The 24,657-nt window shown below is 68.5% G+C and carries 24 protein-coding genes and 1 pseudogene; 21 read left to right on the forward strand and 4 right to left on the reverse strand.

Annotated features, from left to right (window positions below):
- The first annotated feature begins 96 nt into the window (after positions 1-96).
- The 3 genes from cysS to E8A12_RS10170 all read left to right on the forward strand — a co-directional run bounded on the left by cysS (position 97) and on the right by E8A12_RS10170 (position 4,221).
- A complete protein-coding gene (cysS, locus tag E8A12_RS10160) occupies positions 97-1,494 on the forward strand; it encodes a cysteine--tRNA ligase (RefSeq protein ID WP_293368258.1) in 1,398 nt (465 codons plus the stop codon).
- Positions 1,494-2,057 (forward strand): SRPBCC domain-containing protein, encoded by a 564-nt coding sequence (locus E8A12_RS10165; protein WP_293368260.1) that lies wholly within the window; start codon positions 1,494-1,496, stop codon positions 2,055-2,057. Before cysS ends, E8A12_RS10165 begins: the two co-directional genes overlap by 1 nt.
- A 127-nt stretch (positions 2,058-2,184) precedes the next feature.
- The gene (locus E8A12_RS10170; RefSeq protein ID WP_293368262.1) at positions 2,185-4,221 is read left to right on the forward strand and encodes a M13 family metallopeptidase; all 2,037 of its coding nucleotides are present in this window, start codon (positions 2,185-2,187) and stop codon (positions 4,219-4,221) included.
- Positions 4,222-4,224: 3 nt separating this feature from the next.
- Here the strand turns inward: E8A12_RS10170 and E8A12_RS10175 are convergent, their stop codons facing one another.
- Positions 4,225-6,288 (reverse strand): phosphocholine-specific phospholipase C, encoded by a 2,064-nt coding sequence (locus tag E8A12_RS10175; protein ID WP_293368264.1) that lies wholly within the window; start codon positions 6,286-6,288, stop codon positions 4,225-4,227.
- Between the two features lie 245 nt (positions 6,289-6,533).
- On the opposite strand from E8A12_RS10175, the gene E8A12_RS10180 reads away from it, so the two are divergent.
- The 8 genes from E8A12_RS10180 to E8A12_RS10215 all read left to right on the forward strand — a co-directional run bounded on the left by E8A12_RS10180 (position 6,534) and on the right by E8A12_RS10215 (position 13,618).
- On the forward strand, positions 6,534-8,051 hold the full coding sequence (locus E8A12_RS10180) for a porin (RefSeq protein ID WP_293368266.1): 1,518 nt from the start codon (positions 6,534-6,536) through the stop codon (positions 8,049-8,051).
- Positions 8,052-8,180: 129 nt separating this feature from the next.
- Positions 8,181-9,605: a porin gene (locus E8A12_RS10185; protein ID WP_293368267.1), complete on the forward strand. Its 1,425-nt coding sequence runs from the start codon at positions 8,181-8,183 to the stop codon at positions 9,603-9,605.
- Between the two features lie 93 nt (positions 9,606-9,698).
- Entirely contained in the window at positions 9,699-10,457 is a 759-nt protein-coding gene (gene modA, locus E8A12_RS10190) for a molybdate ABC transporter substrate-binding protein (RefSeq protein WP_293368269.1), read from the forward strand.
- Positions 10,458-10,474: 17 nt separating this feature from the next.
- On the forward strand, positions 10,475-11,140 hold the full coding sequence (gene modB, locus E8A12_RS10195) for a molybdate ABC transporter permease subunit (protein WP_293368271.1): 666 nt from the start codon (positions 10,475-10,477) through the stop codon (positions 11,138-11,140).
- Complete coding sequence (locus E8A12_RS10200; RefSeq protein ID WP_293368273.1) at positions 11,137-11,898, forward strand: ATP-binding cassette domain-containing protein; 762 nt, start codon at positions 11,137-11,139, stop codon at positions 11,896-11,898. Before modB ends, E8A12_RS10200 begins: the two co-directional genes overlap by 4 nt.
- 51 nt (positions 11,899-11,949) lie before the next feature.
- Positions 11,950-12,519, forward strand: a complete 570-nt coding sequence (locus tag E8A12_RS10205; RefSeq protein ID WP_293368275.1) for a hypothetical protein — start codon at positions 11,950-11,952, stop codon at positions 12,517-12,519.
- Positions 12,512-12,850: a hypothetical protein gene (locus E8A12_RS10210; protein WP_293368277.1), complete on the forward strand. Its 339-nt coding sequence runs from the start codon at positions 12,512-12,514 to the stop codon at positions 12,848-12,850. The genes E8A12_RS10205 and E8A12_RS10210 overlap by 8 nt, the downstream gene beginning before the upstream one ends.
- A 3-nt stretch (positions 12,851-12,853) precedes the next feature.
- The gene (locus E8A12_RS10215) at positions 12,854-13,618 is read left to right on the forward strand and encodes a hypothetical protein (protein WP_293368279.1); all 765 of its coding nucleotides are present in this window, start codon (positions 12,854-12,856) and stop codon (positions 13,616-13,618) included.
- An 18-nt stretch (positions 13,619-13,636) separates the two neighbouring features.
- Here the strand turns inward: E8A12_RS10215 and E8A12_RS10220 are convergent, their stop codons facing one another.
- A complete protein-coding gene (locus E8A12_RS10220; RefSeq protein ID WP_293368281.1) occupies positions 13,637-15,028 on the reverse strand; it encodes a peptide MFS transporter in 1,392 nt (463 codons plus the stop codon).
- A gap of 91 nt (positions 15,029-15,119) precedes the next feature.
- On the opposite strand from E8A12_RS10220, the gene E8A12_RS10225 reads away from it, so the two are divergent.
- From E8A12_RS10225 to E8A12_RS10245, 5 genes are read left to right on the forward strand one after another with little or no spacing between them, the layout of a single operon-like run.
- Positions 15,120-15,581, forward strand: a complete 462-nt coding sequence (locus E8A12_RS10225; RefSeq protein ID WP_293368283.1) for an iron-sulfur cluster assembly scaffold protein — start codon at positions 15,120-15,122, stop codon at positions 15,579-15,581.
- A gap of 54 nt (positions 15,582-15,635) precedes the next feature.
- Positions 15,636-15,920, forward strand: a complete 285-nt coding sequence (gene yidD / locus E8A12_RS10230; RefSeq protein ID WP_293368285.1) for a membrane protein insertion efficiency factor YidD — start codon at positions 15,636-15,638, stop codon at positions 15,918-15,920.
- A complete protein-coding gene (thrS, locus tag E8A12_RS10235) occupies positions 15,917-17,899 on the forward strand; it encodes a threonine--tRNA ligase (RefSeq protein ID WP_293368287.1) in 1,983 nt (660 codons plus the stop codon). The genes yidD and thrS overlap by 4 nt, the downstream gene beginning before the upstream one ends.
- Entirely contained in the window at positions 17,896-18,834 is a 939-nt protein-coding gene (locus E8A12_RS10240; protein WP_293368289.1) for a glycosyltransferase family 2 protein, read from the forward strand. The genes thrS and E8A12_RS10240 overlap by 4 nt, the downstream gene beginning before the upstream one ends.
- Before the next feature lie 22 nt (positions 18,835-18,856).
- Entirely contained in the window at positions 18,857-19,684 is an 828-nt protein-coding gene (locus E8A12_RS10245; RefSeq protein ID WP_293368291.1) for a class I SAM-dependent methyltransferase, read from the forward strand.
- Here E8A12_RS10245 and E8A12_RS10250 read toward each other — a convergent pair.
- Together E8A12_RS10250 and E8A12_RS10255 are read right to left on the reverse strand one after the other, a co-directional pair.
- Positions 19,681-20,586: a hydroxymethylglutaryl-CoA lyase gene (locus tag E8A12_RS10250; RefSeq protein WP_293368293.1), complete on the reverse strand. Its 906-nt coding sequence runs from the start codon at positions 20,584-20,586 to the stop codon at positions 19,681-19,683. The two genes, E8A12_RS10245 and E8A12_RS10250, sit on opposite strands and share 4 nt — an antisense overlap.
- Positions 20,583-22,283: a glycosyltransferase family 39 protein gene (locus tag E8A12_RS10255; protein WP_293368295.1), complete on the reverse strand. Its 1,701-nt coding sequence runs from the start codon at positions 22,281-22,283 to the stop codon at positions 20,583-20,585. The genes E8A12_RS10250 and E8A12_RS10255 overlap by 4 nt, the downstream gene beginning before the upstream one ends.
- A 58-nt stretch (positions 22,284-22,341) precedes the next feature.
- Here E8A12_RS10255 and E8A12_RS10260 point away from each other — a divergent pair, with 58 nt between their 5' ends.
- The 5 genes and pseudogenes from E8A12_RS10260 to E8A12_RS10275 all read left to right on the forward strand — a co-directional run bounded on the left by E8A12_RS10260 (position 22,342) and on the right by E8A12_RS10275 (position 24,571).
- On the forward strand, positions 22,342-23,082 hold the full coding sequence (locus tag E8A12_RS10260; protein ID WP_293368297.1) for a glycosyltransferase family 2 protein: 741 nt from the start codon (positions 22,342-22,344) through the stop codon (positions 23,080-23,082).
- A 15-nt stretch (positions 23,083-23,097) separates the two neighbouring features.
- Entirely contained in the window at positions 23,098-23,526 is a 429-nt protein-coding gene (locus tag E8A12_RS10265) for a tetratricopeptide repeat protein (RefSeq protein ID WP_293368299.1), read from the forward strand.
- Between the two features lie 332 nt (positions 23,527-23,858).
- A pseudogene (locus tag E8A12_RS22775) lies at positions 23,859-23,948 on the forward strand (hypothetical protein); the annotation flags it as partial.
- The gene (locus E8A12_RS10270; protein WP_293368301.1) at positions 23,945-24,097 is read left to right on the forward strand and encodes a hypothetical protein; all 153 of its coding nucleotides are present in this window, start codon (positions 23,945-23,947) and stop codon (positions 24,095-24,097) included. The pseudogene E8A12_RS22775 and the gene E8A12_RS10270, both read left to right, overlap by 4 nt.
- A gap of 159 nt (positions 24,098-24,256) precedes the next feature.
- Positions 24,257-24,571, forward strand: a complete 315-nt coding sequence (locus E8A12_RS10275) for a DNA-binding protein (RefSeq protein WP_293368303.1) — start codon at positions 24,257-24,259, stop codon at positions 24,569-24,571.
- The last annotated feature ends 86 nt before the right edge of the window (positions 24,572-24,657 follow it).

A 24,657-nucleotide genomic window follows, 5' to 3' on the forward strand; every position in this document is an offset into this window, starting at 1 on the left:
TCCGCCGCGAGGGTTCCCGTGGCTTCCCGATCCGCCCATCTGTATATGGGCCGGACCCGCTACCGGGCAACCGTTTCGCCGCGTTAGAAAAGATCGATGCCGCTTCAGCTTTACGACACCATGGCCCGCGCCAAGCGGGACTTCGTTCCCGCCGATCCCAAGCGGGTGACGATGTATGTCTGTGGGCCGACGGTCTACAACTACAGTCACATCGGCAACTTCCGGCCCGTCGTGGTGTTCGACGTGCTGTTCCGCCTGCTGCGCCAGCTCTACGGCGAGGCTGCGGTGTGCTACGCGGCCAACGTCACCGACGTGGACGACAAGATCAACGCCAAGGCCGCCGAGGAAGGCGTGCCGATCTCGGTGATCACCGACCGCTACCTGGCCGCCTACAATGGCGACGCCGCGGCGCTGGGCGCGCTGATGCCGACGGCGCAGCCGCGGGCCACCGAGACCATGGATGCGATCATCGACATGATCGGGCGGCTAGTGGAGAACGGCTCGGCCTACGCCGCCGAGGGCCACGTCCTCTTCAACACCCAGGCCTTCTCCGACTACGGCAAGCTGTCGGGCCGGCCGCTGGACGAAATGATCGCAGGCGCCCGGGTCGAGGTGGCGCCCTACAAGCAGCACCCCGCCGACTTCGTGCTCTGGAAGCCGTCAAAGCCCGGCGAGCCGGTGTGGGAAAGCCCCTGGGGTCCCGGCCGCCCCGGCTGGCACATCGAGTGCTCGGCGATGATCGAGCAGGAGCTGGGCCTGCCCATCGACATCCACGGTGGCGGCATCGATCTGGTCTTCCCGCACCATGAGAACGAACTGGCCCAGGGGATCTGCGATGGTCACCAGCACGGAAGCTACGCCAACTATTGGCTGCACAACGGCTTCCTGAACATGGGCGACGAGAAGATGTCCAAGAGCCTGGGCAACGTCGCGCTGGCCCACGACCTCTTGAAGATCCAGCCCGGTGAGGTGATCCGCTGGGCGCTTCTCGGCGCGCACTATCGCCAGCCGCTCAGCTGGACCGACGAGGCGCTCACCCAGGCGCGCAATTCGCTCGACCACCTCTACGGCGTGCTAGGCCGCGCACGGCACATCGAGGCCGGCGGCAGCGGGGCGCTGGCGGAGGAGCAACTGGAGCCGCTGATGGACGACCTCAACACGCCGGCGGCGATGGCGCTCCTGAAGAAGCTCGCCACGGACCTGGACGCGGCGGTGCGCAAGGACTCCGGGCAAGCCGCGCCATTGAAGCAGGACCTGTTGGCGCTGGCGGGCGTCATGGGCTTCCTTGGCCAGGACCCGCAGACCTGGTTCCAGGGCGGCGCCGACGAGAACCTGAAGGCGCGGATCGACGGTTTGGTGCACGCCCGTGACGCCGCCCGCGTCGCCAAGGACTGGCCGGAAGCCGACCGCTTGCGCGCCGAGCTCACCGCGCTCAACGTCGAGGTGATGGACGGACCCGCCGGCGCCACCTGGCGGATAAAGGAGCAGGCCTGATGCCGATCGCGCCCTCGCCGCAACTGAAAGCCGGACTCTTCGCTCGTGGGTCCGGCACGCTGAAGGGCCCCAAGCCCACGCCCACAGGCGCGCCGCCGCCCAAGCCGCCCAAGGGCCTGCGCATCGAGCATCGCGTCGGCGTCCAGGCCCCTGCCGAGGTGATCTGGGAGGTGCTCTCCGACCTGAAGTCGTGGGGCGAGTGGTGCAAGCTCTACCCCAAGGCGGCGGGTGAGATCCGCATCGGCTCGGTGCTCGACATCACCCTGGCGCTGCCCGGCCGCCCGGAGGAGGAGATCCGTCCGACGGTGCTCGAATGGGTGCCCAACGAGCAGCTGCACTGGCGGCTGAGCATGCTGGGCGGCCTCGTCAGGACCACCCGTTTCTTCGAGATCGAGGCCTTGGCCGAAGCCAGCTGCATCGTCACCAACGGCGAACTGATCGCCGGCATCCTCGGACCCTCGCTCGGCAAGCGCCTGGGCCGCACCATCTACCGCGCCTTCGTGGAGATGGACGAGGATCTGAAGGCCCGCGCCGAGCTGCTGTGGCAACGCCGCAAGCCCTAGCCGCGCCGGCGCGGAATCCGAGCGTTCGGCCTGCGGTTTTCGCCGGATTCGAGCATTCAGCTCGGCCGCGTTGCCTGCGCCCGCCCGCCGTGTAGTGTCACCCTCCTGGTAAGCGGAGGGGCATGCCTTGAAGTTGAAAACCCTGATTTTCGCAGGCGTCGCGTTGGCGGCGATTGCGGCAATGTCGGGCGGCGCGCTGGCGGCCGGCAAGGCCGCGTTCGGGACCTGGGGCTACGACGCCACGTCCATGGACGCCTCGGTGAAGCCAGGCGACGATTTCTTCAAATACGTCAACGGCGGCTGGGACAAGCGCACCGAGATCGCGCCGGACCGCACCAGCGCCGGCGTCGATGTGGTGCTGACCGACCAGGCCGAGCGCGACGTCCGCAGAATCGTCGAGGACCTCGCCAAGGACCCGACCAAGGCCGGTCCTGGCGGCCGCCGGGTCGGCGACTTCTACGCCGCCTGGATGGACGAGAAGGGGATCGAGGCGCGTGGAACGGCGTCGCTGAAGCCCTACCTGGCGAAGATCGCCGCGGCGAAGACCAAGACCGATGTCGCCAAGCTGTTCGCCGCGCCCGGCTTCGAGAGCCCGGTGAACGTCGGGATCAATCCCGACCTCGACAATCCCAACGTCTACGTGGTGGGCCTCGACCAGGCGGGGCTCGGCATGCCCAATCGCGACTACTACCTGCGCGAGGGCGCCAAGTACGACGCCTTCCGCAAGGCCTACCGCGACTACGTCATCAAGCTGCAGACGCTGGCGGGGATCAAGAACGCCGCCGCCAAGGCCGACGCGATCATCGCGCTCGAGCACAAGATCGCCGAGGCTCATTGGAAGCCGGAAGAGACCCGCGACGTCGACAAGATCAACAACCCGATGACGGTGGCGAAGCTCACCGCCACGGCGCCGCAGTTCCCCTGGTCCGCCATGTTCGCCTCGACCGGCCTGGGCGCGCCGAAGAAGGTCCTGGTGTCCGAACCCAGCGAGGTGAAGGCGGCCGGCGAGCTCTTCGCCTCGACGCCGCTCGCGGTATGGAAGGACTACCTCGCCTACCACTTCATCCGCACCCATGCAGCCTATCTGCCGCACGCTTTCGACCAGGCCAATTTCGACTTCTTCTCCCACACCCTGCGCGACGTACCGGTGCAGCGCGAGCGCTGGAAGCGCGGCGTCCAGATCATCAACCGGGGCCTGGGCGAAGAGGTGGGCCGCATCTATGTCGCCGAGCATTTCCCGCCGGAAGCCGAGCGCCAGACCGGCGAGCTGATCGCCAACCTGACCGCGGCCTACGGCGAACGGTTCCAGAAGGCCGCCTGGATGGACGAGGCCACCCGCAAGGCCGCGCTGGTCAAGCTCGGCACCTTCGACCCACGGCTCGGCCACCCGAAAAAATGGATCGACTACTCCAGCCTGCAGATCAGCCGCACGGACCTGCTGGGCGACGCGGTTCGCAGTGAGCAGTTCGAGTGGAAGCTGGAGCTCTCGCGCTATCCGAAGCCGGTGGACAAGGGCCTCTGGGAGATGGTCCCTCAGGAGGTCAACGCCTACTACAACCCGCTGGCCAACCAGATCACCTTCCCGGCCGCGATCCTGCAGCCGCCCTACTTCGACCCCAACGCCGATCCAGCCGCCAACTACGGCGGCGAGGGCGCCGTGATCGGCCACGAGATGGGCCACGGCTTCGACGACGAGGGCCGACACTTCGATGAGACCGGAAAGGTGCGCGACTGGTGGACCGCCGATGCGGCCAAGGCCTTCGGGGCGCGGACAGGCGCCCTGGGGGCACAGTTCGACGGATATGAACCTGTGGCCGGCGTGCACATCAACGGCAAGCTGACCATGGGCGAGAACCTGGGCGACCTGGGCGGCATAGAAGCCGCCTACGCCGCCTGGCGGCGCTATGTCGTCCAGCACGGCGAGCCGCCGGTGATCGACGGCTTCACCGGCGACCAGCGGTTCTTCATCGCTTACGCCCAGTCCTGGCAGGACAAGGTCCGCGAGGGCGCGCTGCGCCAGCAACTGCTGACCAATCCGCACAGCCCAGCCGAGTACCGGGTCAATGGCATCGTGCGCAACGTCGACGCCTGGTACGCCGCCTTCAACGTCAAGCCCGGCGACAAGCTCTACCTGCCGCCGGAGCAGCGGGTGCATGTTTGGTAGGGGTTACGCCTGCCGCCCGAGCAGTGGGTCGCTGACACTGGGCTTGCCGTCCTCGCCGTGGCCGGCGAGGCGGCGCTGGAAGCTGGGCGCTTCGGCGCAGGTGACGACGAGGTCGTACCAGTTGCGGCTGGCCTTCAGGTCCCAGGCGTCGATCGCCGAAGCGCCGGGCTCCAGGCGGTGCAGCCGTGCGGGCCCCTCCACATATGCGCTGGGCGCGACGTCCAGGCTGAGGGGCTTGGAGCCCGAGTTCTTCAGCGTGACCAGCAGGCGGCCGGTCTTCGCGTCGAAGCTCGCCGAGGCTTCGGGGCCGGGCGCGCCGGCCTCGCCGCGGAAGCTGCGCAGGAAGCCGTTCGGGCCATAGAGCGTCAGATCGTAGCGACCGTCGACCGGGATCTCGTCGGCCACGCGCTTTCCGGCCTCCACGGCATAGAAGCGCGGCTCGCCGCCATGGGTCACCCGCAGGTCGAACGCCGCGCCGGCCGCGCCGGTGTTGGCGAGTGTCAGGGTCAGGGCGCCGGGCTTGACCTCGCTGGCCGTCTCGAAGGCATAGGGCAACGGCCGCGCCAGCCGCGGGCCGGGTTCCTGACGCGGATGCGGCTCGGCCACATCTGGAACCTTCGGCATCGGCAGCGTGAGCTTCGCCTTCGCCGCGCGGGCCGGCAGGCCCGACGCGTCGGGCAGCGGCGGCGGGGCGCGGTTCGGGGTCTTGAAGTCGAACATCGAGGTCAGGTCGCCGGTCACCGCGCGGCGCCACGGCGAGATCTGCGGCTCCATCACCCCGAAGCGGGCTTCCAGGAAACGGATCACCGAGGTGTGGTCGTGCAGTTGGGAGTTTACGTAACCGCCCTTGGACCAGGGCGAGATGATCATCAGCGGCACGCGGGGACCCAGGCCCACCGGTTCGCCGTGATAGTCCTCGTGGGTGGTGGCGACCGTGCTCTTGCCGAGCGCCGTCCCCACCGGCGGGATCGGCGGCGGAACGTGGTCGAAATAGCCGTCGTTCTCGTCGTAATTCAGGATGAAGACCGTCTTGGCCCAGACCTTGGGGTTAGACGCCAGGACGGCGATCATCCGGGCGGTGAAATAGGCGCCGTCCGACGGGCTGGCCTGCGGGTGCTCGGAAAGCTTGTAGTTGGTGACGATCCAGGAGACCCGCGGCAGGCGGTCGGCGGCCACGTCCTTGGCGAAGTCGGCGATCAGGTGGTCGCCGTCGCTATCCTTGGCGTTCTCCGCGGTGGACCCGGGCGACCAGGCGCGGCCGCGCTGGTAGAGGACCGAGTCCGGGCCGACGCCGCGGAAGGTTTTGAAATAGGAAAGGCCGTTGTCCCCGTAGTTCTCATACTCCTGATAGACCTTCCAGGAGACGCCCGCCGCCTGCAGCCGCTCGGCGTAGGTAGGCCAGCTGAGCCCCGGGAATTCCGGCGAGTCCTCGGCGGGATTGGCGTTGTCGTTCTTCTCCTCCGGCGGGTTCCTCACCACGATTTTGCTATCGTCGCCGGCGGCCAGGCCGCTGGTGCCGGTGAACAGGAACAGCCGGTTCGGATTGGTCGGACCGAAGATCGAGCAGTGGTAGGCGTCGCAGATCGTGAAGGCGTCGGCGAGCGCGTAGTAGAATGGAATGTCCGCGCGGGTGAAGTAGCCCATGGTCAGCGGCGTCTTGGTGGGGACCCAGACGTCATGATGCTTCCAGCGGGCGTGGCTGCCCTTCCAGCTGTGGTCGAGGTCGACCATAGTCTCGGCGCGGGTGGCGCTGGTGTCCAGGTGGAAGGGACTGACGGTCGAGACGCCGTCCCGGGCGGGCTGCTTCCACACCGGCTGGCCGCTGGGGAGCGTCAACGGGCGCGGGTCGCCGAAGCCGCGCACGCCGCGCAGCGTTCCGAAGTAGTGGTCGAAGCTGCGGTTCTCCTGCATCAGGATCACCACGTGCTGGACGTCCTGGATCGTGCCGGTGACTCGGTTGGCGGGCAGGCTCAGCGCCTTGGCGACGCCGGGCGGCAAGGCGGCCGCCCCCACGGCGCCGGCCGCCAGCTGCAGGAACGCTCTGCGATCTTCTGAGCGATGCGCCACGAATTGCCCCCTCTAAGCCCAGACCTGATGGTGGACGCGCCGATAGCGGAACTCAACATGCGTGCCGATAAACTGGGTGAATTTAATTCCTATAGATCTGATAGGTATTGCGCGGAGTGCGAGGACATGGCGCTATGTCACGTCGCTTCATATCGCTCATCGCCAAGGCTGCGGCCCGACCGAGAAAATCAGGAATGCACATCGAGAACATGCCGCTTCGACGCCTTTTGGTGGCAGCCGCATCAGTGAGCGTGATCGGGTCCGCCGCCCACGCCCAAGCCGCCACCGATCCGCGCGACGCCGAGATCCAGGAGCTGAAGGCCGAGGTCCAAGCCTTGGCCGCCAAGCTCGACCAACTGGAAGCACGCGCCAACACCCCGCCGGTGATCCAAACGCCCGCGTCGGCGCCGCAGGCCGCAACTCCCGCGGCGGTGTCCATCGTGGCCGGCAAGCCATCGATCGCCAGCACCGACGGCCGGTTCACAGCGAACCTGCATGGGGTGATGAACTTCGACGCCGCCGACTACAGCCAGGCGAGCACCGGCCCCGTCACGACCGATTTCCGGCGCGGTGCGGCGTCGACCGACACTTCTCACGCCCGTGACCTCTCGTCCGGGACCGACTTCCGCCGCGCGCGCCTGGGCGTCGACGGCCAGGCCTTTGGCGATTGGGACTACAACATCCTCTATGAGTTCGGCGGCGCGGGCGAAGAGGACGCCGGCCACATCTACGATCTGTGGCTCCAGTATTCCGGCCTGAAGCCGTTCCATGCGCGCATCGGGGCGTTCACCCCGTCCTATGGTCTCGACGATCAGGGCTCGACCAACGGAATGCTGTTCCTCGAGCGTTCGGCGGCGTCCGATATCGCCCGCGGACTCGCCGGCGGCGACTCCCGCGAGGCTGCGGAGGTCTGGGCCAACGGCGCGTGGTGGTACGTGAACGCCGCCGTCACCGGACGCTCCGTGGGTGTCGTCAACTCACAGGCCACCGGCGTCAGCCAACCCTACGACAGTCAGCTGGGCTACATCGGGCGGTTGGGCGTCCTCCCGGTCAGGACCGAAAAGGCCCTGGTCGAGATAGGCGTCCACGGCTCCTACGTCGACCGCCCGGCCGACACTGGCGGCCCTGACACCGCGGCCAATGCGTCGCGCTATTCCATCACCCTGCAAGAGCGTCCGGAACTGCGGGTGGATGGCACGCGCCTGATCTCCACCGGAGGCATCAATGCGCGACACGCGGACACCGTCGGTTTTGAGGCGGCCGGCCAATACGGGGGCTTCTTCCTGCAAAGCGAATACGAGACCATCAAGATCGAGCGCATGAACCCCGCCGCCGGCGTAAGCGACCCCAGTTTCCATGGCTACTATATTGACGCCGCCTATAGCATCACCGGCGAGCGTCGTCGGTTCAACAACGCGACCTGGGCCTTCGATGGCCCGGCGGTGAATCACCCGTTCAGCGTGCAGGATGGGACCTGGGGCGCCTTCGAGGTGGCCGCGCGCTACTCCGATATCGACCTCAACTACCACGCCGGCGCGGCTGGCGCCGCGGCGACGGCCGACGCTGTGCGCGGTGGCGACCAGGCGATCTGGTCAGGCGGGCTCAACTGGTACCCGAACAGCTTCGTGCGCTTCATGCTCGACTACCAGGATGTCACCATCCATCGGCTCTCGCCGTCGGCCACGACCTTTTCGACCCCGGTGGGCGCGGAGATCGGCCAGCACTACCATGTGGTGGCGCTGCGCTCGCAGTTCGCTTTTTGATAGGTCTTGAACGCGGGCCAAACCAGCCGTTCCGAGAAAATTCCCACAATTAACCCAATTTTCAGACGCGTTTGGGAAGGTCGTCGAGCAACCCGCCGAGGACGGTCGGGAAACAATTCGAGATCCCCCATGACCCGCTGCCCTCTGAACACCTCGATGACACTGGCCGCGTGCGCCAGTTTGACCCTGATCGCCTCGGGATTACTTGCGTCGCCCGCCCTTGCAGACGGAGCCGCGGCGTCGACGCCTGCCGCCGCGTCGGCGGCGTCCGAAGCTTCGGCCAAGCCGGCAAAGACGGACGACGGCAACCTGACCTGGAAGGGGATCACCCTCTATGGGACGATCGACGTCGGCTTCGCCCACCTGGACCACGGCGCGCCGCTCACCAGCTATTACGCGCCTGGCCTGCCATTCGTGATCCAGAAGAACAGCAATCGTGCGATCACCTCGATCTCCCCGAACGGGCTGTCGCAGTCGAAGATCGGCCTGTCCGGCGCCGAAACGATCAACGACGACCTGAAAGCGGTGTTCAAGCTGGAGACCGGCTTTCAACCCACCTCGGGCCACCTGAGCGACGGCTCGCGCAGCCTGATCGTCGACAATGGCGTGCCGCTGGCCAGCCAGACCACCAACGGCGATTCCAGCCGCGCCGGCCAGCTGTTCCAGGGCGCGGCCTACCTCGGCGTCTCGTCAAAGACCTATGGCGCCCTCACCTATGGTCTTCAAACCTCCCTGATGGTGGACAACTTCGCCAAGTACGACCCGCAGAACCAGTCCCTGGCCTTCTCGGTGATCGGCTATTCGGGTTTCGCCGGCGGCGCCGGTGCGACGGAAACCGGACGCTTCGACTCCTCGGTCAAGTACGTGATCGCGAAGGGCCCGGTCCGTGCGGCCTACCTGCACAACTTCGAGGGCGGCATCAACTTCCCGGGTCGGGCCGACCAGGTGGACGTGGGCGGCGACTATAGGGGCGTGTCCGTCGACCTGACCTACAGCCACGTGGACGACGCCGTCACGGAATCGCCCCTGAGCGCGGCTCAGAACGCAACGGCGCCGGGAACCCTGGCCGGCACCGTCTCCGACGACACGACCTACGCTATCGAGGCCCGCTACGTCATCGGCAGGGCGAAGATCTACGGGGCGGTCGAGGCGATCGACATGGCCAATCCGTCGCATCCGCTCCCAGCCGGCTTCCGCGGCATCGGCGGCTATGTCGTCAGCTTCGTGAACAATGCCGCTTACAGCATCCACCGCAAGGAAACCGTATCGTGGGTGGGCGTTCGCTATGCGGTCACCGACAAGCTGGATGTGACCAGCGCCTACTACCGCTACGATCAGAACAGCTACAAGGGCAACGGCTGCTCCGACACCAGCGCCTCGTCCTGCTCGGGCTCGCTGTGGGATGCTTCCCTGGTGGCCGACTACAAGCTCACCAAGCATTTCGACGCCTATGCCGGCCTCAACCACTCGGCGGTAGCCAACGGCCTAGCCTCGGGCTTCCTGAACCGCAGCTCGACCGCGGCTCCGGTGATCGGCGTGCGCTTCACCTTCTAGGGCGCCGTTCGGCAGGTAGCGTGCCGATCGCCCAGCTCCTATCATGGGCTGGGGCTGGGATCCCAGCCGCCACCTTGCCGCGCGGAGTCCGCCATGATCACCCGACGCCTACCGCTGTCCCTCTTATTGGCCGTCGGGGTGATGGCGTCGGCTGCGGGCGGGGCGCTGGCCGCTGAGACGCAGGTCGCGGTGGCCGCCAACTTCACCGAGCCGGCCAAGGAGATTGCCGCGGCCTTCAAGGCCAAGACCGGCGACAGCGCGACCTTGAGCTTCGGCGCCTCCGGCCAGTTCTACGCCCAGATGTCCCACGGGGCGCCGTTCGAGGTGTTCCTGTCGGCCGACGCCGAGCGGCCGCAGGCGGCCGAGCGGGACGGATTGGGCGTTCCAGGCACGCGCTTCACCTACGCCGTGGGCCGGCTGGTGCTCTATTCGAAGACGCCGGGTCTGGCGGACGGCGGCGCGGCCGTCTTGAAAGCCGGCAAGTTCGCCAAGCTCTCCATCGCCGACCCGGCCGCCGCGCCCTACGGAACCGCTGCGGTGCAGACGCTGCAGAAGCTCGGCCTCTACGAGGCCCTGAGGCCGAAGATCGTCACCGGAAGCTCTATCGCCCAGGCCTATCAGTTCGTGGATAGCGGCGCCGCCGAGCTCGGCTTCGTAGCGCTGTCCCAGGTGATCAATGCGCCCGGCGGCTCGCGCTGGACCGTGCCGGCGGCCGACCACGCTCCCATCGAGCAACAGGCGATCCTGATGAAGACCGGCCAGGACAGCTCCGCGGCCAAGGCCTTCCTCGCGTTCCTGAAGGGCCCGCAGGCAGTGGCGATCATCAGGAAGTACGGCTACGAGGTGCGCTGAGGCTTAGGGGAAAGCGCGTGGGCGAGGTTGTCTGGACCACACTTAGGCTGGCAGGGCTGACCACGGTCCTGCTGCTGGTGCTGGCCACGCCGATCGCCTGGTGGCTCGCCCGCCGGCGCGCCTGGTGGAAGGAGGTCGTCGCCGCGGTCACGACCCTTCCGATCATCCTGCCGCCGTCGGTGCTTGGCTTCTACCTGCTGATCGCCATCGCCCCGCAGAGCCCGCTGATGGGCCTGTTGCACCCCTTCGGGATCCGCACCCTGGCGTTCACCTTTCCGGGCCTGGTGATCGGCTCGATGGTCTATTCTCTGCCCTTCGCCGTGCAGCCGATCCGCGGAGCGTTCGAGGCCATGGGCCCGCGGCCGATGGAAGTGGCGGCGACCCTTCGCGCAAGCCCGATGGACGCCTTTTTCACCGTCGCCCTGCCGCTGGCGCGGCGCGGGTTCCTGACCGCCGCAATCCTGGTCTTCGCCCATACGGTCGGCGAGTTCGGGGTGGTGCTGATGATCGGCGGCGGCATCCCTGGCAAGACCGAGACCATCTCGGTGCGCATCTACCAGCTGGTGGAGAACCTGCAGTATGCGGAGGCCTACCGCCTGGCCGCCGGCGTGGTGGTGTTCTCGTTCCTGGCGCTGCTGGCCCTGCTGCTGCTCGACCGGCGCGCCGACGAGGCTGTGCGGTGAGCGTCGAGGGACGGTTCTCCGGAATCCTGGGCGCCTTTCGCCTGGACGCGGTATTCGCCCTGGCGCCTACCGGGATCACCGCGCTGAGCGGGCCTTCGGGGGCCGGCAAGACGACGCTGCTGCGCTGCATCGCCGGCCTCACGCGTATGCCGGGCGAGCTCAGCGTGGCCGGCGAAGTGTGGCAGGACACACGCCGCTTCATGCCGGCCTATCGCCGGCCGGTGGGTGTGGTGTTCCAGGAGGCGAGCCTGCTCGGCCACCTCTCGGTGCGGGGCAACCTGCTCTACGGGGCGAGGCGGACATCGGCCAAGCCAGAGATCGGCTTCGACGACACGGCGGACCTGCTGGGCCTTGGTCCCCTGCTTGACCGCGCGCCGGCCAACCTCTCCGGCGGCGAGCGGCAGCGGGTGGCGTTGGGTCGGGCGCTGCTCAGCCAACCCAAACTGCTGCTGATGGACGAGCCACTGTCGAGCCTCGACGCCGCAGCTAAGGCCGAGATCCTGCCCTACCTGGAGCGGCTGCACAGGGCGCTGGCGATCCCGGCGCTCTACATCAGCCACGACGCCGGCGAGATCGCGCGGCTGGCGGATCATGTGCTCGAGATGCGCCAAGGACGGATCGCGCCGTGCGAAGCGCCTGCGCCGACGCTTGAAGGTCTGAGCTCGCAGGCGCGCGACCGCCTCGCCCTGGCAGCCCTGCGAGCGGGGTTGACGGTGGAGGGCGAAGACGTCTCTCCTGGTCCCCGGAGCCGGGTGTAATACAGCCGTCATAGACAAGGCCTAGCCCAGTTAGACCGGGGGCGAATGACCATGGAAATCACCGTTCGGGACGCTGTGACCATGCTGCATGGCATGGGGTTCGGCGCCCTGCTGCTGCTGGCGTTTTCGGGAGCCGTGGCGGGCCTCTACTCCACCTCCATCGCCGGGCACCCTTGGACGGACCGCGAGCGTCGGCTGGCCTGCGCCTATCTGGTGGCCATGGCGGCCCTGGCCTGGATCACCGTGCTGGCCGGCGCCTATCTGGTCTACCCCTGGTACCGCGCAGTCGCGCCGCCCGGGACGACCGACCTCAGCGGCTATCCGCAGCGCCTGTTGATGTCGAACACCTCCACCTCCGGCTGGCACGACATCGGCATGGAGTGGAAGGAGCACATCGCCTGGTTCGCCCCGATCACGCTCACGGCGGTGGCCTACATCTTCATCCGCTATGGCGCGCACCTTTCGCAGTTCCGCGGGGTCAGGAACGCGGTCCTGGCGCTGGCGGTCACCGCCTTTGTAGCCACCGCGGTCGCCGGCGCCTTCGGGGCCATGCTCAACAAGTTCGCGCCGGTGCGCGGCGGGTCGACGATCACGATCATGAAGGGTGAAGCTCATGACTGACGCCAACCAGACCCCGATCACCAACGGGCCCGGCGCGGCGGCGATCCTGGCGGCGTCCGCAGGCTGTTTCGCCCTGGGCGTGCTGGCGCTGGCCGGCGACGCATCGCCGCCGATCGCGGCGATGCTGAAGGTCTGGAAGCCCACCGGTCCGCTCTCCGGCGTCACCGATGTGGCGATCTTGCTGTGGCTGGTGATCTGGTTCGCGCTGAACCGCCTGTGGAAGCAACGGACCGTCAACATGGCCACGATAAACCTCGCCTCGGTGGCGCTGTTTGTCGTGGGAATCCTCCTGACCTTCCCGCCGTTCATGGACCTGCTGCAGGGCAAGTAGCTGATGCGTACGAAGATCCGCCGCAGGCTTGCTGGGCTCTGCGCCGCCGTGGCCGTGGGCGGCGCGGGCGCGGCCCAGGCCGGCCCGCCCTTCATCACCGATGATCCGGAACCCGTCGATCTGGGCCACTGGGAAGTCTACGGCTTCTCCGCCGGGACCCATGTTCAGGGTGACAGCTCCGGCGTGCTGGCCGGAACCGAAGTGAACTACGGCGCAGCCCCCAACCTGCAGCTGCACATCATCGTACCCCTGGCCTATGACGATCCGCGGGGCGGCAGCACCCAGGTCGGGATCGGCGACGTCGAGCTGGGCGCGAAGTACCGGTTCATCACACCCGGCGAGAAGGACTGGTTTCCCCAAGTGGGAGTCTTCCCGCTTATCGAGGTCCCCACTGGCAACTCGGATCGCGGACTCGGCGACGGCAAGACGCGCGTCTATCTGCCCGTCTGGCTGCAGAAGGACTTCGGCGACTGGACGACCTATGGCGGCGGCGGCTACTGGATCAATCCGGGGCCTGGGAAGAAGGACTACTGGTTCGCCGGCTGGCTCCTGCAGCGGCAGGTCACCAAGCAGCTCGCGCTCGGCGCGGAGGTGTTCCACCAGACCGCGATGGGCCAGGGCGGCCGGGATTCGGCCGGGTTCAACTTCGGCGGAATCTACGACTTCACCGAGCACTACCACCTGCTGTTCTCCGCCGGCCGGGGCCTGCAGGACGCGCGGGATACGAACGAGTTCTCCTACTACCTGGCGCTGCAGAAGACCTTCTGACGGCGTGGCGCGCCGCGTTCAGGGCCGGGCCGGCGCCCGGTCCTTCAGGCCATAGGCGCCGGCGAACCGCCAACCAATCGTCAGGAAGATGACCCCGCCCGCCGCGACGATGGCGGCGTGCAGGCTCCAGAACCGGAACGGCGTCAGGCTTTCGTAGAGGCCGCCGATCCGGCCGCAGATCAGGCTGCCGAAGAAGGTCGCCAGCATGTTGACGCCCACCAGGGTGGCGCTGACCTGGGCCGGGGCGCTGCGGGTGAAGATCGCCACCATGGTGGGCGTGAAATAGAGCCAGCCCAGGTTCGAGGTCAGGTGAAAGGCGACCGCCCACAGCAGCGAACTTCGCCCCGCGGCGTCGGCGGCGAAGCCCGCGACAGCCAGCAGCATGGTCCCGGCGGCGAAGATGAAGCAGCCGATGGCGGCCTTCAGGAACTCTCCAGGTTCCTGGCCGCGTGCGGCCTGCCAGCGCCAGAAGGCCAGCATCGGCGGCAGGCAGATGAAGGGCGCGAGGCCATCCAGCGCCTGCAGCCAGGGCACCGGCACGGTGAAGCTCCCGATCCCGAGCTGGATGTGGTCGCGGACCCAGAGATTGTAGGTGTTCCAGACTTGGCTCTGGGCGATCCAGAATAGCATGGCCACCGGGAGCAGGCCGAGCAGGGCGATAACCCGGTGGCGGTCCTCGGCGGTGAGCGGCGCCTTGGCGAGCCGCTCGACGCGGCGCGGGTCCACGGGGATCACCCAGCTTTGGCCGGCCAGGTAGACGGTCAGGCCCACCAGCATGCCGACGCCCGCGAAGCCGAAACCGAAGTGCCAGCTGTAGGCCTGGGCGAGCGCCCCAGTGAACACCGGGGCGATGAACGCGCCGAGGTTGATCATCGAATAGTAGAGTTGGAAGGCCACGTCGCGGCGGTCGTCGTCGCGGCGGTAGAGCTCGCCGACCTGCGGGATCAGGTTGCCGCGGAGCGCGCCGGCTCCGAGGATCAGGAACAGCATGGCCAGCAGGAACGACTGGTCGAAGGCCATGCAGAAATGGCCGGCGGTCATCAGAAGGGCGCCCAGGGTGACCATGGCCTTGCGGCCGAACCAGCGGTCGCCCAGCCAGCCGCCAATCACCGGCGTCAGATAGACCAGGCCCGCGTAGAGACCGAAGACCTGACTGGCCAACGCCTGGACCGACAGCGGCCCGGTCACCTCCTCGATGGCGGCGCGGAAGTCCGCGAAGCCGACGATCCGCTCGATGTGGCCGGGCAGGAACAGCTGGCCGACCATGTACAGCACCAGCAGCGCCTGCATGCCGTGGAAGGAGATGCGGTCCCAGAGCTCGGTCCCGGCCAGCACCACCAGGCCGCGCGGATGGCCGAATATCTCGGGGCTGGCCGTCGGCTTCCCACCCTCGACTGTGACTGCGGTCATCGCGCCCTCTCGGCGACGACGCTAGGGCGCCCGTCAGCCCTGACAAGCGGCCATATTTGACAGGGCGGTCCCGGCCCCCGATCTAGGGGCCATGATCGACGACCTCTATTCGGCGAAGCTGCTGGCGCTCGCGGCGAACATGCCCCGGGTGGGCCGCCTCGCCGCGCCTGACGCCAGCGTCGAGAAGATCGCCAAGCTGTGCGGCAGCCGGGTGGTGGTCGATGTCACCGTCGCCGACGGCCGGGTGGCCGACTTCGCCCAGGACGTGAAGGCCTGCGCGCTCGGCCAGGCGGCCGCCTCGGTGCTCGGCGCCCATGTGGTCGGCGCCAGCCTCGAGGAGCTGGAAGTGACCCGCAACCAATTCCGGGCTATGTTGAAGGACGGCGCCCCCGCGCCGGACGGACGATTTGCGGATCTGGCCATGCTCGCGCCTGTGAAGGACTATCCCGCCCGCCACGCCTCGACGCTGCTCGCGTTCGAGGCCGTGACCGAGGCTGTCCGCACGGCTACCGCGGCCCAGACCGGGCGAACTAGCCCCGCCGGCGCAGCTTGATCCTCCGCTAGGCGCAGCGTAATCGCTGCCCTCAAGCGGAAGACCTTAGCCGGCATGACCTTCTATGAACGCTGCGTTCGTGGGCTCCTGCGAGCCTACAAGCTGACGCTTTCGCCGCTGATCGGGCGGCAATGCCGGTTCCTTCCGACCTGCTCGGAATACGCCGCAGACGCCCTGATCGGCCACGGCCCCTGGCGCGGGACTGCTCTCGCCGCCAAGAGGCTGTGCCGTTGTCATCCCTGGGGCGGCGGTTCGGGCTTCGACCCGGTCCCGCCCCCGCGCCACAAGACCGCCAAAGACACCGGCGATCAGGCGCGCAAGCGGACCTGTGAGACATGATCGACCTGATTTTCCCCGATGGCGGCAAACGCCAGTACGACGACGGCGTGACAGGCCGGGAGGTCGCGGCCTCCATCGCCCCGTCGCTGGCCAAGCGCGCCGCCCTGATCAAGCTGAACGGCGAACTCTATGACGTGGACCGGCCGCTGTCCGCCGGCGGCCATTTCGAGATCCTCACGCGCGACGCCCGCGAGAGCCTCGAGACCCTGCGCCACGACGCCAGCCACATCATGGCCGAGGCGGTGCAGGAACTGTTCCCCGGCACCCAGGTGACGATCGGCCCGTCGATTGAGGACGGCTTCTACTACGACTTCGCGCGCACCGAGCCGTTCAGCCTGGACGACCTGGCCAAGATCGAAGCGAAGATGAAGGAGATCGTCGACCGCGACGAAGCGATCAGCCGCGAAGTCTGGAAGCGCGACGAGGCTATCGCCCACTTCAAGTCCATCGGAGAGGCCTACAAGGCCGAGATCATCGAGGGCATCCCGGCCGGCGAGGACGTCAGCGTCTATCGCCAGGGGAACTGGAAGGACCTTTGCCGCGGCCCGCACTTCCCCTCGACGAAGTTCGTGGGCAAGGCGTTCAAGCTGACCAAGCTGGCCGGCGCCTATTGGCGCGGCGACCACCGTAACGCCATGCTGCAGCGGATCTACGGCACGGCCTGGGCGTCGGAAGCCGACCTTGAGGCCTACATCCACAGGATCGAGGAGGCCGAGAAGCGCGACCACCGCAAGATCGGCAAGGCCATGGACCTCTTCCACCTGCAGGAAGAGGCCAAGGGGATGATCTTCTGGCACCCCAAGGGCTGGACGCTCTACCGTACGGTCGAGGCCTATATGCGCCGCCGTCTGGATGCCGACGGCTATGTCGAGGTCAAGGCGCCCCAGATCATGGACCGGGTTCTTTGGGAGAAATCCGGGCACTGGGAGAAGTTCGGGAAGAACATGTTCACCTGCGAGACGGAGGAGGGCGAGGTCCTGGCCGTCAAGCCGATGAACTGCCCGGGCCACGTGCAGATCTTCAACCACGGCCAGAAGTCCTACCGCGACCTGCCGCTGCGCATGGCCGAGTTCGGGGCCTGCCACCGCTATGAGCCGTCGGGCGCCCTGCACGGCATCTTCCGAGTGCGCGCTTTCACCCAGGACGACGCACACATCTTCTGCCGCGAAGACCAGATCGAGGACGAGTCGACGAAGTTTGTCCGCCTGCTGGAAAGCGTCTACCGCGACTGCGGTCTGGAACTGCACGCGGTGAAGCTGGCGCTCCGCCCCGAACTGCGCTTCGGCACGGACGAGGTCTGGGACATCGCCGAGCAGAAGCTGGAGCGCGCGGCGAAGAACGCCGGCATCGCCGAGGTCGAGCTCTTGCCCGGCGAGGGCGCCTTCTACGGCCCGAAGCTCGAGTTCCACCTGCGCGACGCCATCGGCCGCACCTGGCAGTGCGGCACGCTGCAACTCGACTATGTGCTGCCCGAGCGGCTGGACGCGGAATATGTGGCCGAGGATGGCTCGAAACAGCGGCCGGTGATGCTGCACCGAGCCATCTGCGGCTCCATGGAGCGCTTCCTGGGGGTGATGATCGAGAATTACGCCGGGGCCTTCCCGCTCTGGTTAGCTCCCGTTCAGGTTACAGTCGCCACGATCACCTCCGACGCCGACGACTTCGCCCTCCACGCGGCGGCGGCGTTGCGGACGAAGGGGCTGCGCGTGGAAACCGACCTGCGCAACGAAAAGATCAACCTGAAGGTCCGGGAGCATTCCCTGGCCAAGGTCCCGGTGATCGCCGTCGTTGGCCGCCGCGAGGCGGAGGAGGGCAAGGTGGCGCTGCGCCGCCTGGGCTCCGACGGACAGCAGATCCTCGACCTCTCGGCTGCGGCGAACCTGCTTGCCATGCAGGCCACTCCACCCGATGCTGCGCGCCAGGCTGGGGACGTCGAGTCATCGTCCTCTGGCGCAGTTGGCGCCATGGAGGCTGGATGAACGGCATCGCCGCCCCGATCGTCGCCCACGAGCCCGCGCCGACCCAGGATTTCCTGACCGCCCGGCGCAGCGTGTCGGTGGTCATGGTCGTCTACATGACCGGCGCGGCGCTCGAGGAAAGCGCGCAGCGGGTGCTGGCCGATCCGCTGGTCGATGAGTTCGTGATCATCGACAACGGCTCGACCGGCGCCGAGTCCGCGCATCTGCGCGGCCTCGCCGAACGCGACCCGCGGGTGGTGCTGAAGTCCGGCCACGGCAATGTCGGCTTCGCCCGCGGCGCCAACCTGGGCGCGCGGACGGCGAGCGGCGACATCCTGGTGTTCCTCAATCCCGACGCTTTCCTGCAGCCGCGCTGCATCGCCGAGCTGGTCCGCGAGATCGAGGGGCGACCGGCGCCGTGCATTGTCGGCGGGCGGGTGCTGAACAGCGACCTGACCGAACAGCGGGGCGGGCGGCGCGGCGAGATCACCCTGATGAACGCGCTGATGTCGCTCAGCCAGCTGGCCAGCAAGACCACAGCCTGGCGGCGCTATGAGGTGCATTGGGAAGACGAGACCGTGCCGGACAGGGCCATGGCGGTGCCAACGATATCCGGCGCCTGCTTCTGTATGCGTCGCGAGGATTTCGACGCGGTGAACGGCTTCGACGAAGCCTATTTCCTGCACGTCGAGGACGTCGACCTCTGCTGGCGGGTGCGCGAGATGGGCGGGCGCGTCCTGTTCCACCCCAAGGCCGAGGTGATCCATCTGGGCCACACCAGCCTGACCAGCCCTCTGCGCGTCGAGTTCCACAAGGGCGTCGGCCTCGCCCGCTATTTCCGCAAGCGCGCCGTGGGCGTGACCCAAAGCGTCATCGCCTGGGTGATGTCGCCGGTCGTGGTCGGGGCGGCGATCGTGCGGCCCATGATGTGGCGCTTCCGAGGTCGCGCGGGCTAAGGCCCGAGGCGTAGGCGAGCAGATGGCGCCGCGTATCCTTCGCAGGCTGTTCGCCGTTGCGCCGCCGGGCGCGCGCCGCAGGCTGGCAGGCGCTCTCCTGGATTTCAAAAGCCTGCCGGCGCGTCTGGCTGACCCGCGGCGGCGCGCCGAGCCCTGGGCCTTCGTCCACAACGTCGGCGATGGCGACTTCGTGGCCGTGGGCGCCCAGCTGGCGCGCCACCTGACCGACCACGCCGGCCTGAGTCCTGGAGACCGCGTGCTGGACATCGGTTGCGGCAACGGTCGCGTGGCCGAGCAGCTCGCGCCGCTCCTGGCTGACGGCGGCGGGAGCTATATCGGTTTCGACCTGTCGCCCGCGGGCGTCCGCGCCTGCCGTCGCCGTTTCGCCGGCCGGCCGCACATGGCGTTCGAACATCTCGACGTCTGGAACGGCGAGTACAACGAGACCGGCAAGCTGGCGGAGACCGAGGTGGTCTTTCCGGCCGCGGACGCTTCCGTCGACCTGGCCTTCGCGACCTCGGTCTTCACCCACATGCGGATGAGCGGCATGCGCCGTTATCTCGCCGAGACGGCGCGGGTGCTGAGGCCGGGCGGCCGGCTGGCCTTCACCGCCTTCGCCCTGGCGCCCGAGCGGCAGGCGTCCGAGGTCTTCGGTTTCCAGCCGTTCGACGCGACTTCGATGATCATTGATCCCCGGTCGCCGGAGCGCGCCATCGGTCACTGGAGGCCGGCCATCGAGGCGGCGGTCGCCGAAGCGGGCCTTGCGCTGACCAGCAGCCTCAACGGCCTCTGGGCGCCGCCCAGCGCCTACGACGGCGGCCAGGACCTGTTCGTGGCGGTGAAGGGCTAGGCCGGAATCGGGAACACGCCGGCGCGGCTGACCGAAGCCGCCGGCGGCTTGCCGAGGAGGCCTGCCATCCACTTGGCCGTGTCGATCAGCCCCGGCAGGTCGTAGCCCGTCTCGAAGCCGGCGCGCTCCAGCATGTAGACCAGGTCCTCGGTGCCGATGTTGCCGGTGGCGTCCGGGGCGAAGGGACAGCCGCCAAGGCCCCCGCAGCTGGCGTCCAGCACGTCGACGCCGGCCTCGACGCTGGCGTAGGCGTTGGCGAGGCCCGTGTTGCGGGTGTCGTGGAAGTGCATCCTCAGGCGCTGGTCCGGCGCGGCCTTCCGGGTGGCCTCGACGCGCCTGCGCACCAGCCAGGGGTCGGCGACGCCGATGGTGTCGGCGAGCGCGATCTCGGCCACGCCGGCTTGCGCGGCGGCGCGGACGATGCGGATCACCTGCTCTTCGCTGACCTCACCGTCGAAGGGACAGCCGAAGGCCACGGAGATGGTCACGGTGATCGGCGGGCCGCCCTCGGCCTTCTGCCGCGCGGCGATGGCCTGCATGGCGGCGGTCTGCTCGGCGGCACTCGCGCCCTGGTTCCTAATCCCGAAGCCGTCGGTGGCGCAGACCACGACGTTGGCCTCATCGCAGCCGGCGGCGACGCAGCGGTCCCAGCCCCGCTCGTTCAGCACCAGGCCGATGCGCGACAGGCCGGCGGCGTGGGGCAGGGCGGCGGAAATCTCCTCGGCGCCGGCCATCTGCGGCACGCGCTTGGGATTGACGAAGGAGACGGTCTCCATGCGCCGGGCGCCGGCGGCCTCCAGGCGGTGGATGAAGTCCAGCTTCTGGTCGACCTCGAGCAGGGCCTTTTCGTTCTGCAGGCCGTCGCGGGGGCCAACCTCGACGATTTCGATCTGGCGGCTCACGGCGCGCCTCCTGTCTCTTGCGATGGCGCCTGGGGCGATCCGGGCGCGGCCTCGTAGACGCGCAGGGTCATCTTCTTGCCGTCGGAATAGTCGAGGCCTTTAACGGTCGCCACCAAATGGGCCTGCGCGTGGTAACCCGCCAGAGCCTTCTCGAAATTGGCGTCCTCGCGCTGTTCGACGACGGCGGGACGGTGCTCGGAGATCGCCTGGGCGGCGTCGTCGGCGCCGGCGAGTTCGGTGGGCGTACCCAGCGCGAAGACCAAGCTGGGCTCGGCGTAGCCCGCCACGGTCACCGGCGCGTCGGCGATGCCCTGCTCGGGCAACAGCTGGGCCCTCTCCATGACCTTCTCGACGCGCGAGGAGAGCCAGAGCGGATTGAGGCGCGGGGCCAGTCCCGCCGCCAGTGTGGCATGGCCCGCGACGCCCAGGGCCAGGGCCGCGACCGCGGCCTTCGGCGGCGCCTGGCGCACCAACAGGTAGCCGCCGGCCAGGCCCGCGCCGGCCAGGAACAGGGCCGCCGGGATCGCGGCGACCAGGTCCGAGCCGTCGCCGTAGGCCTTGACCAGGTAGAAGGCGCCGCCGGCCAGCAGCACGCCAAACAGGCCCGCCAGCACCGCGCCCGTCCATCGCGCGCCCTTGCCGATCGGCGCCATCAGGGCCGCGGCCGCCAGCCAGGCGACCGCGCCATAGGCCGGCAGGGTGTAGTGCGCCAACTTGGTCGGCAGGGCCTCGAAGACCAGCCAGGTGGGGATCAGCCAGCACAGCGCGAACCGCACGCCAGGCTCGTCGCGCCGCTTCCAGGCGACGACCGCGGCCGCGGGCAACAGCAGAGTCATCGGGAACATCAGGACCGGCGAGAGGAGGGTGTGATAGCCGGGCGGGGCGCCGTGGGTCTCCTGCCCGCCGGCCAGCTTCGGCGCGAGGTCGCCCCCGATCGCGGCGCTCCAGAACCCGCCGTCGGTGGCCACAGTCACCGCCCAGGCCCAGGGTCCGCAGATGGCGACCAGAATGATCAGGCCCCAGACCCAGTTGAGCCGGCCCAGCCAGGCGGCGCGCCGCTCGCTGATGCAAAGGGCGATGATCGCCAGTCCGGCCACCATCGGGCCCACCGGCCCCTTCACCAGGGTCGCGACCGAGATGCCGACCCAGAACAACAGCCACGCCCGCTTGCCAGCTGGAGGTCCCTCGTGGGCCTCGGCATAGATCCGGCCGAGCGCGGCCATCGCCAGGGTCGTGAACCCGCAGAGGGTCGCATCGGTCTTGGCGATCAAGGCCTCAGTCGACAGCATGAAGGTGGCGCCGAGCATGGCGCCGGCCAGGAGGCCCGCGGGCGCGCCAAAGAAGGCGTTGGCGCCCCAGGCGCAAGCGGCGGCGGCCAGCATCGCGCCCAGGAGGCTGGGGATTCGATAGGCCCAGATCTCCCGGTCCTCGGGATTGGAGAACACCGAGACGCTGGCCGCCTGCAGCCAGTGGATGCCCACCGGCTTCTTGAAGCGGGGCTCGTCCTGGTAGCGGATGACGGTGAAGTCGCCGCTTTCGAGCATCTGGGCGGTGGCCTGGGCGAACCGGGATTCGTCGCGATCCAGCGGCGGCACGGCGATCAGGCCGGGCAGGCCCGCCAGGAACGCGATCAAAGCCGCCAGCGCCGGCCCCCGCCAGCCGCAGCTCAGCCGCGCCAGTTCACCCTCAAGCGTCATGGACTCGGTGATAGCACGATCCTTTCCAAGGCCAGCTTTTCCGGTAAGGGAGGCTGCGATGGCTCGAACCCCTGCCTCTTCCGTCCCCGAAATCTCGGTCGTTGTGCCCGTCTTCGACGAGGAAGGGGCTGCGCCGGCGCTCGCCCGCGAGATCGCCGCGGCCTTCAAGGGCCGGAACTACGAGATGATCTTCGTGGACGACGCGAGTCGCGACGGGACGAGGGCCGTTCTCAAGGCGCTGAGCGCAGAGATCCCGCAACTGCGGGTGCTGAGCCATGCCAAGAACTCCGGCCAGAGCCGGGCGATCCGCTCGGGCATCCTGGCCGCGCGCGGCGCGGTGATCGTCACCCTCGACGGCGACGGGCAGAACGACCCCGCGGACGGGCCGGCGCTGGTAGATGCGCTGCTAGCCGGACCGCCGGAGCTGGCCCTGGTGGGCGGCGAGCGCGTCAAGCGCCAGGACAGCGCCGCCAAGAAGGTCGCCTCGCGGGTCGGCAATGGCGTCCGGAAAAGGTTGCTCAACGACACCGCCAACGACACTGGCTGCGGCCTGAAGGTGTTCCGCCGCGAGGCCTTCCTGCGGCTTCCGTACTTCGACCACATCCATCGCTACCTGCCGGCGCTGATGCAGCGCGAGGGCTACCAGACGGCGTTCCGTCCGGTGAATCACCGCCACCGCCAGACCGGCGCGTCGAAGTACACAAATCTCGGCCGACTCTGGGCCTCGCTGTCGGACCTGTTCGGGGTGATCTGGCTGCAATCCCGCGCCCGCAACCCGGGCGGTGTGGACGAGGTCTAGCCGGACGTGGCGACCTTGGCCGAGGCGATCGCCGCGCACCGCGCCAACGATTTTGAAGCGGCCGAGCGGGGAAACAAGGCCCTTCCCGAGCGCCCGGCGGCGCGCCGCAACCTGGGCGCCCTCTACTTCGCTTTCGGCCGGCTGGACCAGGCCGAAGCGGCGTTTCGCAGCGCGCTTGAACTGACGCCCGGCGACGCCGCGACGGAACACAACCTAAGCTTCGTCCTTCTGGCCCAGGGCCGCCATGCGGCGGGGTGGGCGCTCTACGAACGCCGGCGCGACAATCCGGCCAGCGATATCGCTGGCCGGACATGCCGTGTCCGGAATGGCGGGGCGAAGCCCTGGCCGGCCGCCGGATCCTGGTCCTCAGCGAGCAGGGCTTCGGCGACCACATCATGTTCGCCCGGTTCCTGCCGCTGCTGGCGGCGCAAGGCGCCGAGGTGACCCTGGTGGCGACGACGGAGCTGGCGCGTCTGTTTGCGTCGCTGTCCGTTCAGGTCAGGACCGGCGTCGCCCGCAGCGAGGCCGCCGCCATGGATGTCTGGACGACCTTGGGCTCGTTGCCGCACCGATTGGGGTCACGCTGGTCACCCTGCCGCCACCCTTCGATCCGGGGCTCGCGCTCACGGACGGCGGTGGGGGCGGCGTGGTGGCGCGCGGACGGGCCGCGGGGCCGCACAACAGCGACCGTTCGGTACCCGCCGGCCTAGAAGACGACCTGCTTAGACTGGGCCGCGACCTGCACCCCGAGGCGACCGGCGCGCGACTTCCGCGAGACCGCCGACCTGATGGCCGGCCTCGACCTGGTGATCTCGGTGGACACTGCCGCGGCCCACCTGGCCGCGAGCTCGGCAAGCCGACGGTGATCCTGCTGCCGGCCGTCGGGGTGGACTGGCGCTGGTATCCGGCGGACGCGCCCAACCCCTGGTATCCGTCGGCGACCCTGGTGCGCCAGGCGATCGGCGGCGACTGGGCCAAGGCCCTGGCCGTCGCGGAGGCGCGAGCGGCGATCTAGATTCCGGCGTTCAGGTGAGCGCTGAGAGGATCAGGGCGACGACGGCGACGTCGAAGAGGCGGTAGACAGCTTGCAGCATGATGGGCCCCCGTGATCGGAATCGCCAACACGGTTAAGCAAGACGGGCGCCACACGCCGCCGCGCGCGCCAAGAGATCCCATGGCCCTATTCTTCGACGCCGACTGGTTCGACGCCCGCCTTGCGGAGCGCGGGCTTTCACGGGCCGTGCTGGCGGCCGCGGTCGCGATGAGCGCCGAGGACCTGACGCTGGTGTTCAAGGACCAGCGCGAGCTGTCCGCCGCCGAGGTGGCGGTCTTTGCCGAGCTGTTGGGCGTCCACGCGGCAGAAGTCGCCGCCCACGCGGGAATCTCGACGCCGGTTCCGGGGCAGGACGATGTCACGACGCGGATCACTGCCCTGGAACGGCGAGTGGCGGCGTTGGAAGCTGAAGTGGCCCGGCTGCGCGCCGGCTAGATTTCCGTCCGCGCGGCGCCCCCAAGGGCGGCGCCGCGCGGACGGAAATCTAGCCGGCGCGCAGCCGGGCCACTTCAGCTTCCAAC

The sequence above is a fragment of the Phenylobacterium sp. genome, assembly GCF_004799395.1.
In the GTDB taxonomy this organism is placed as follows: Bacteria; Pseudomonadota; Alphaproteobacteria; order Caulobacterales; family Caulobacteraceae; genus Phenylobacterium.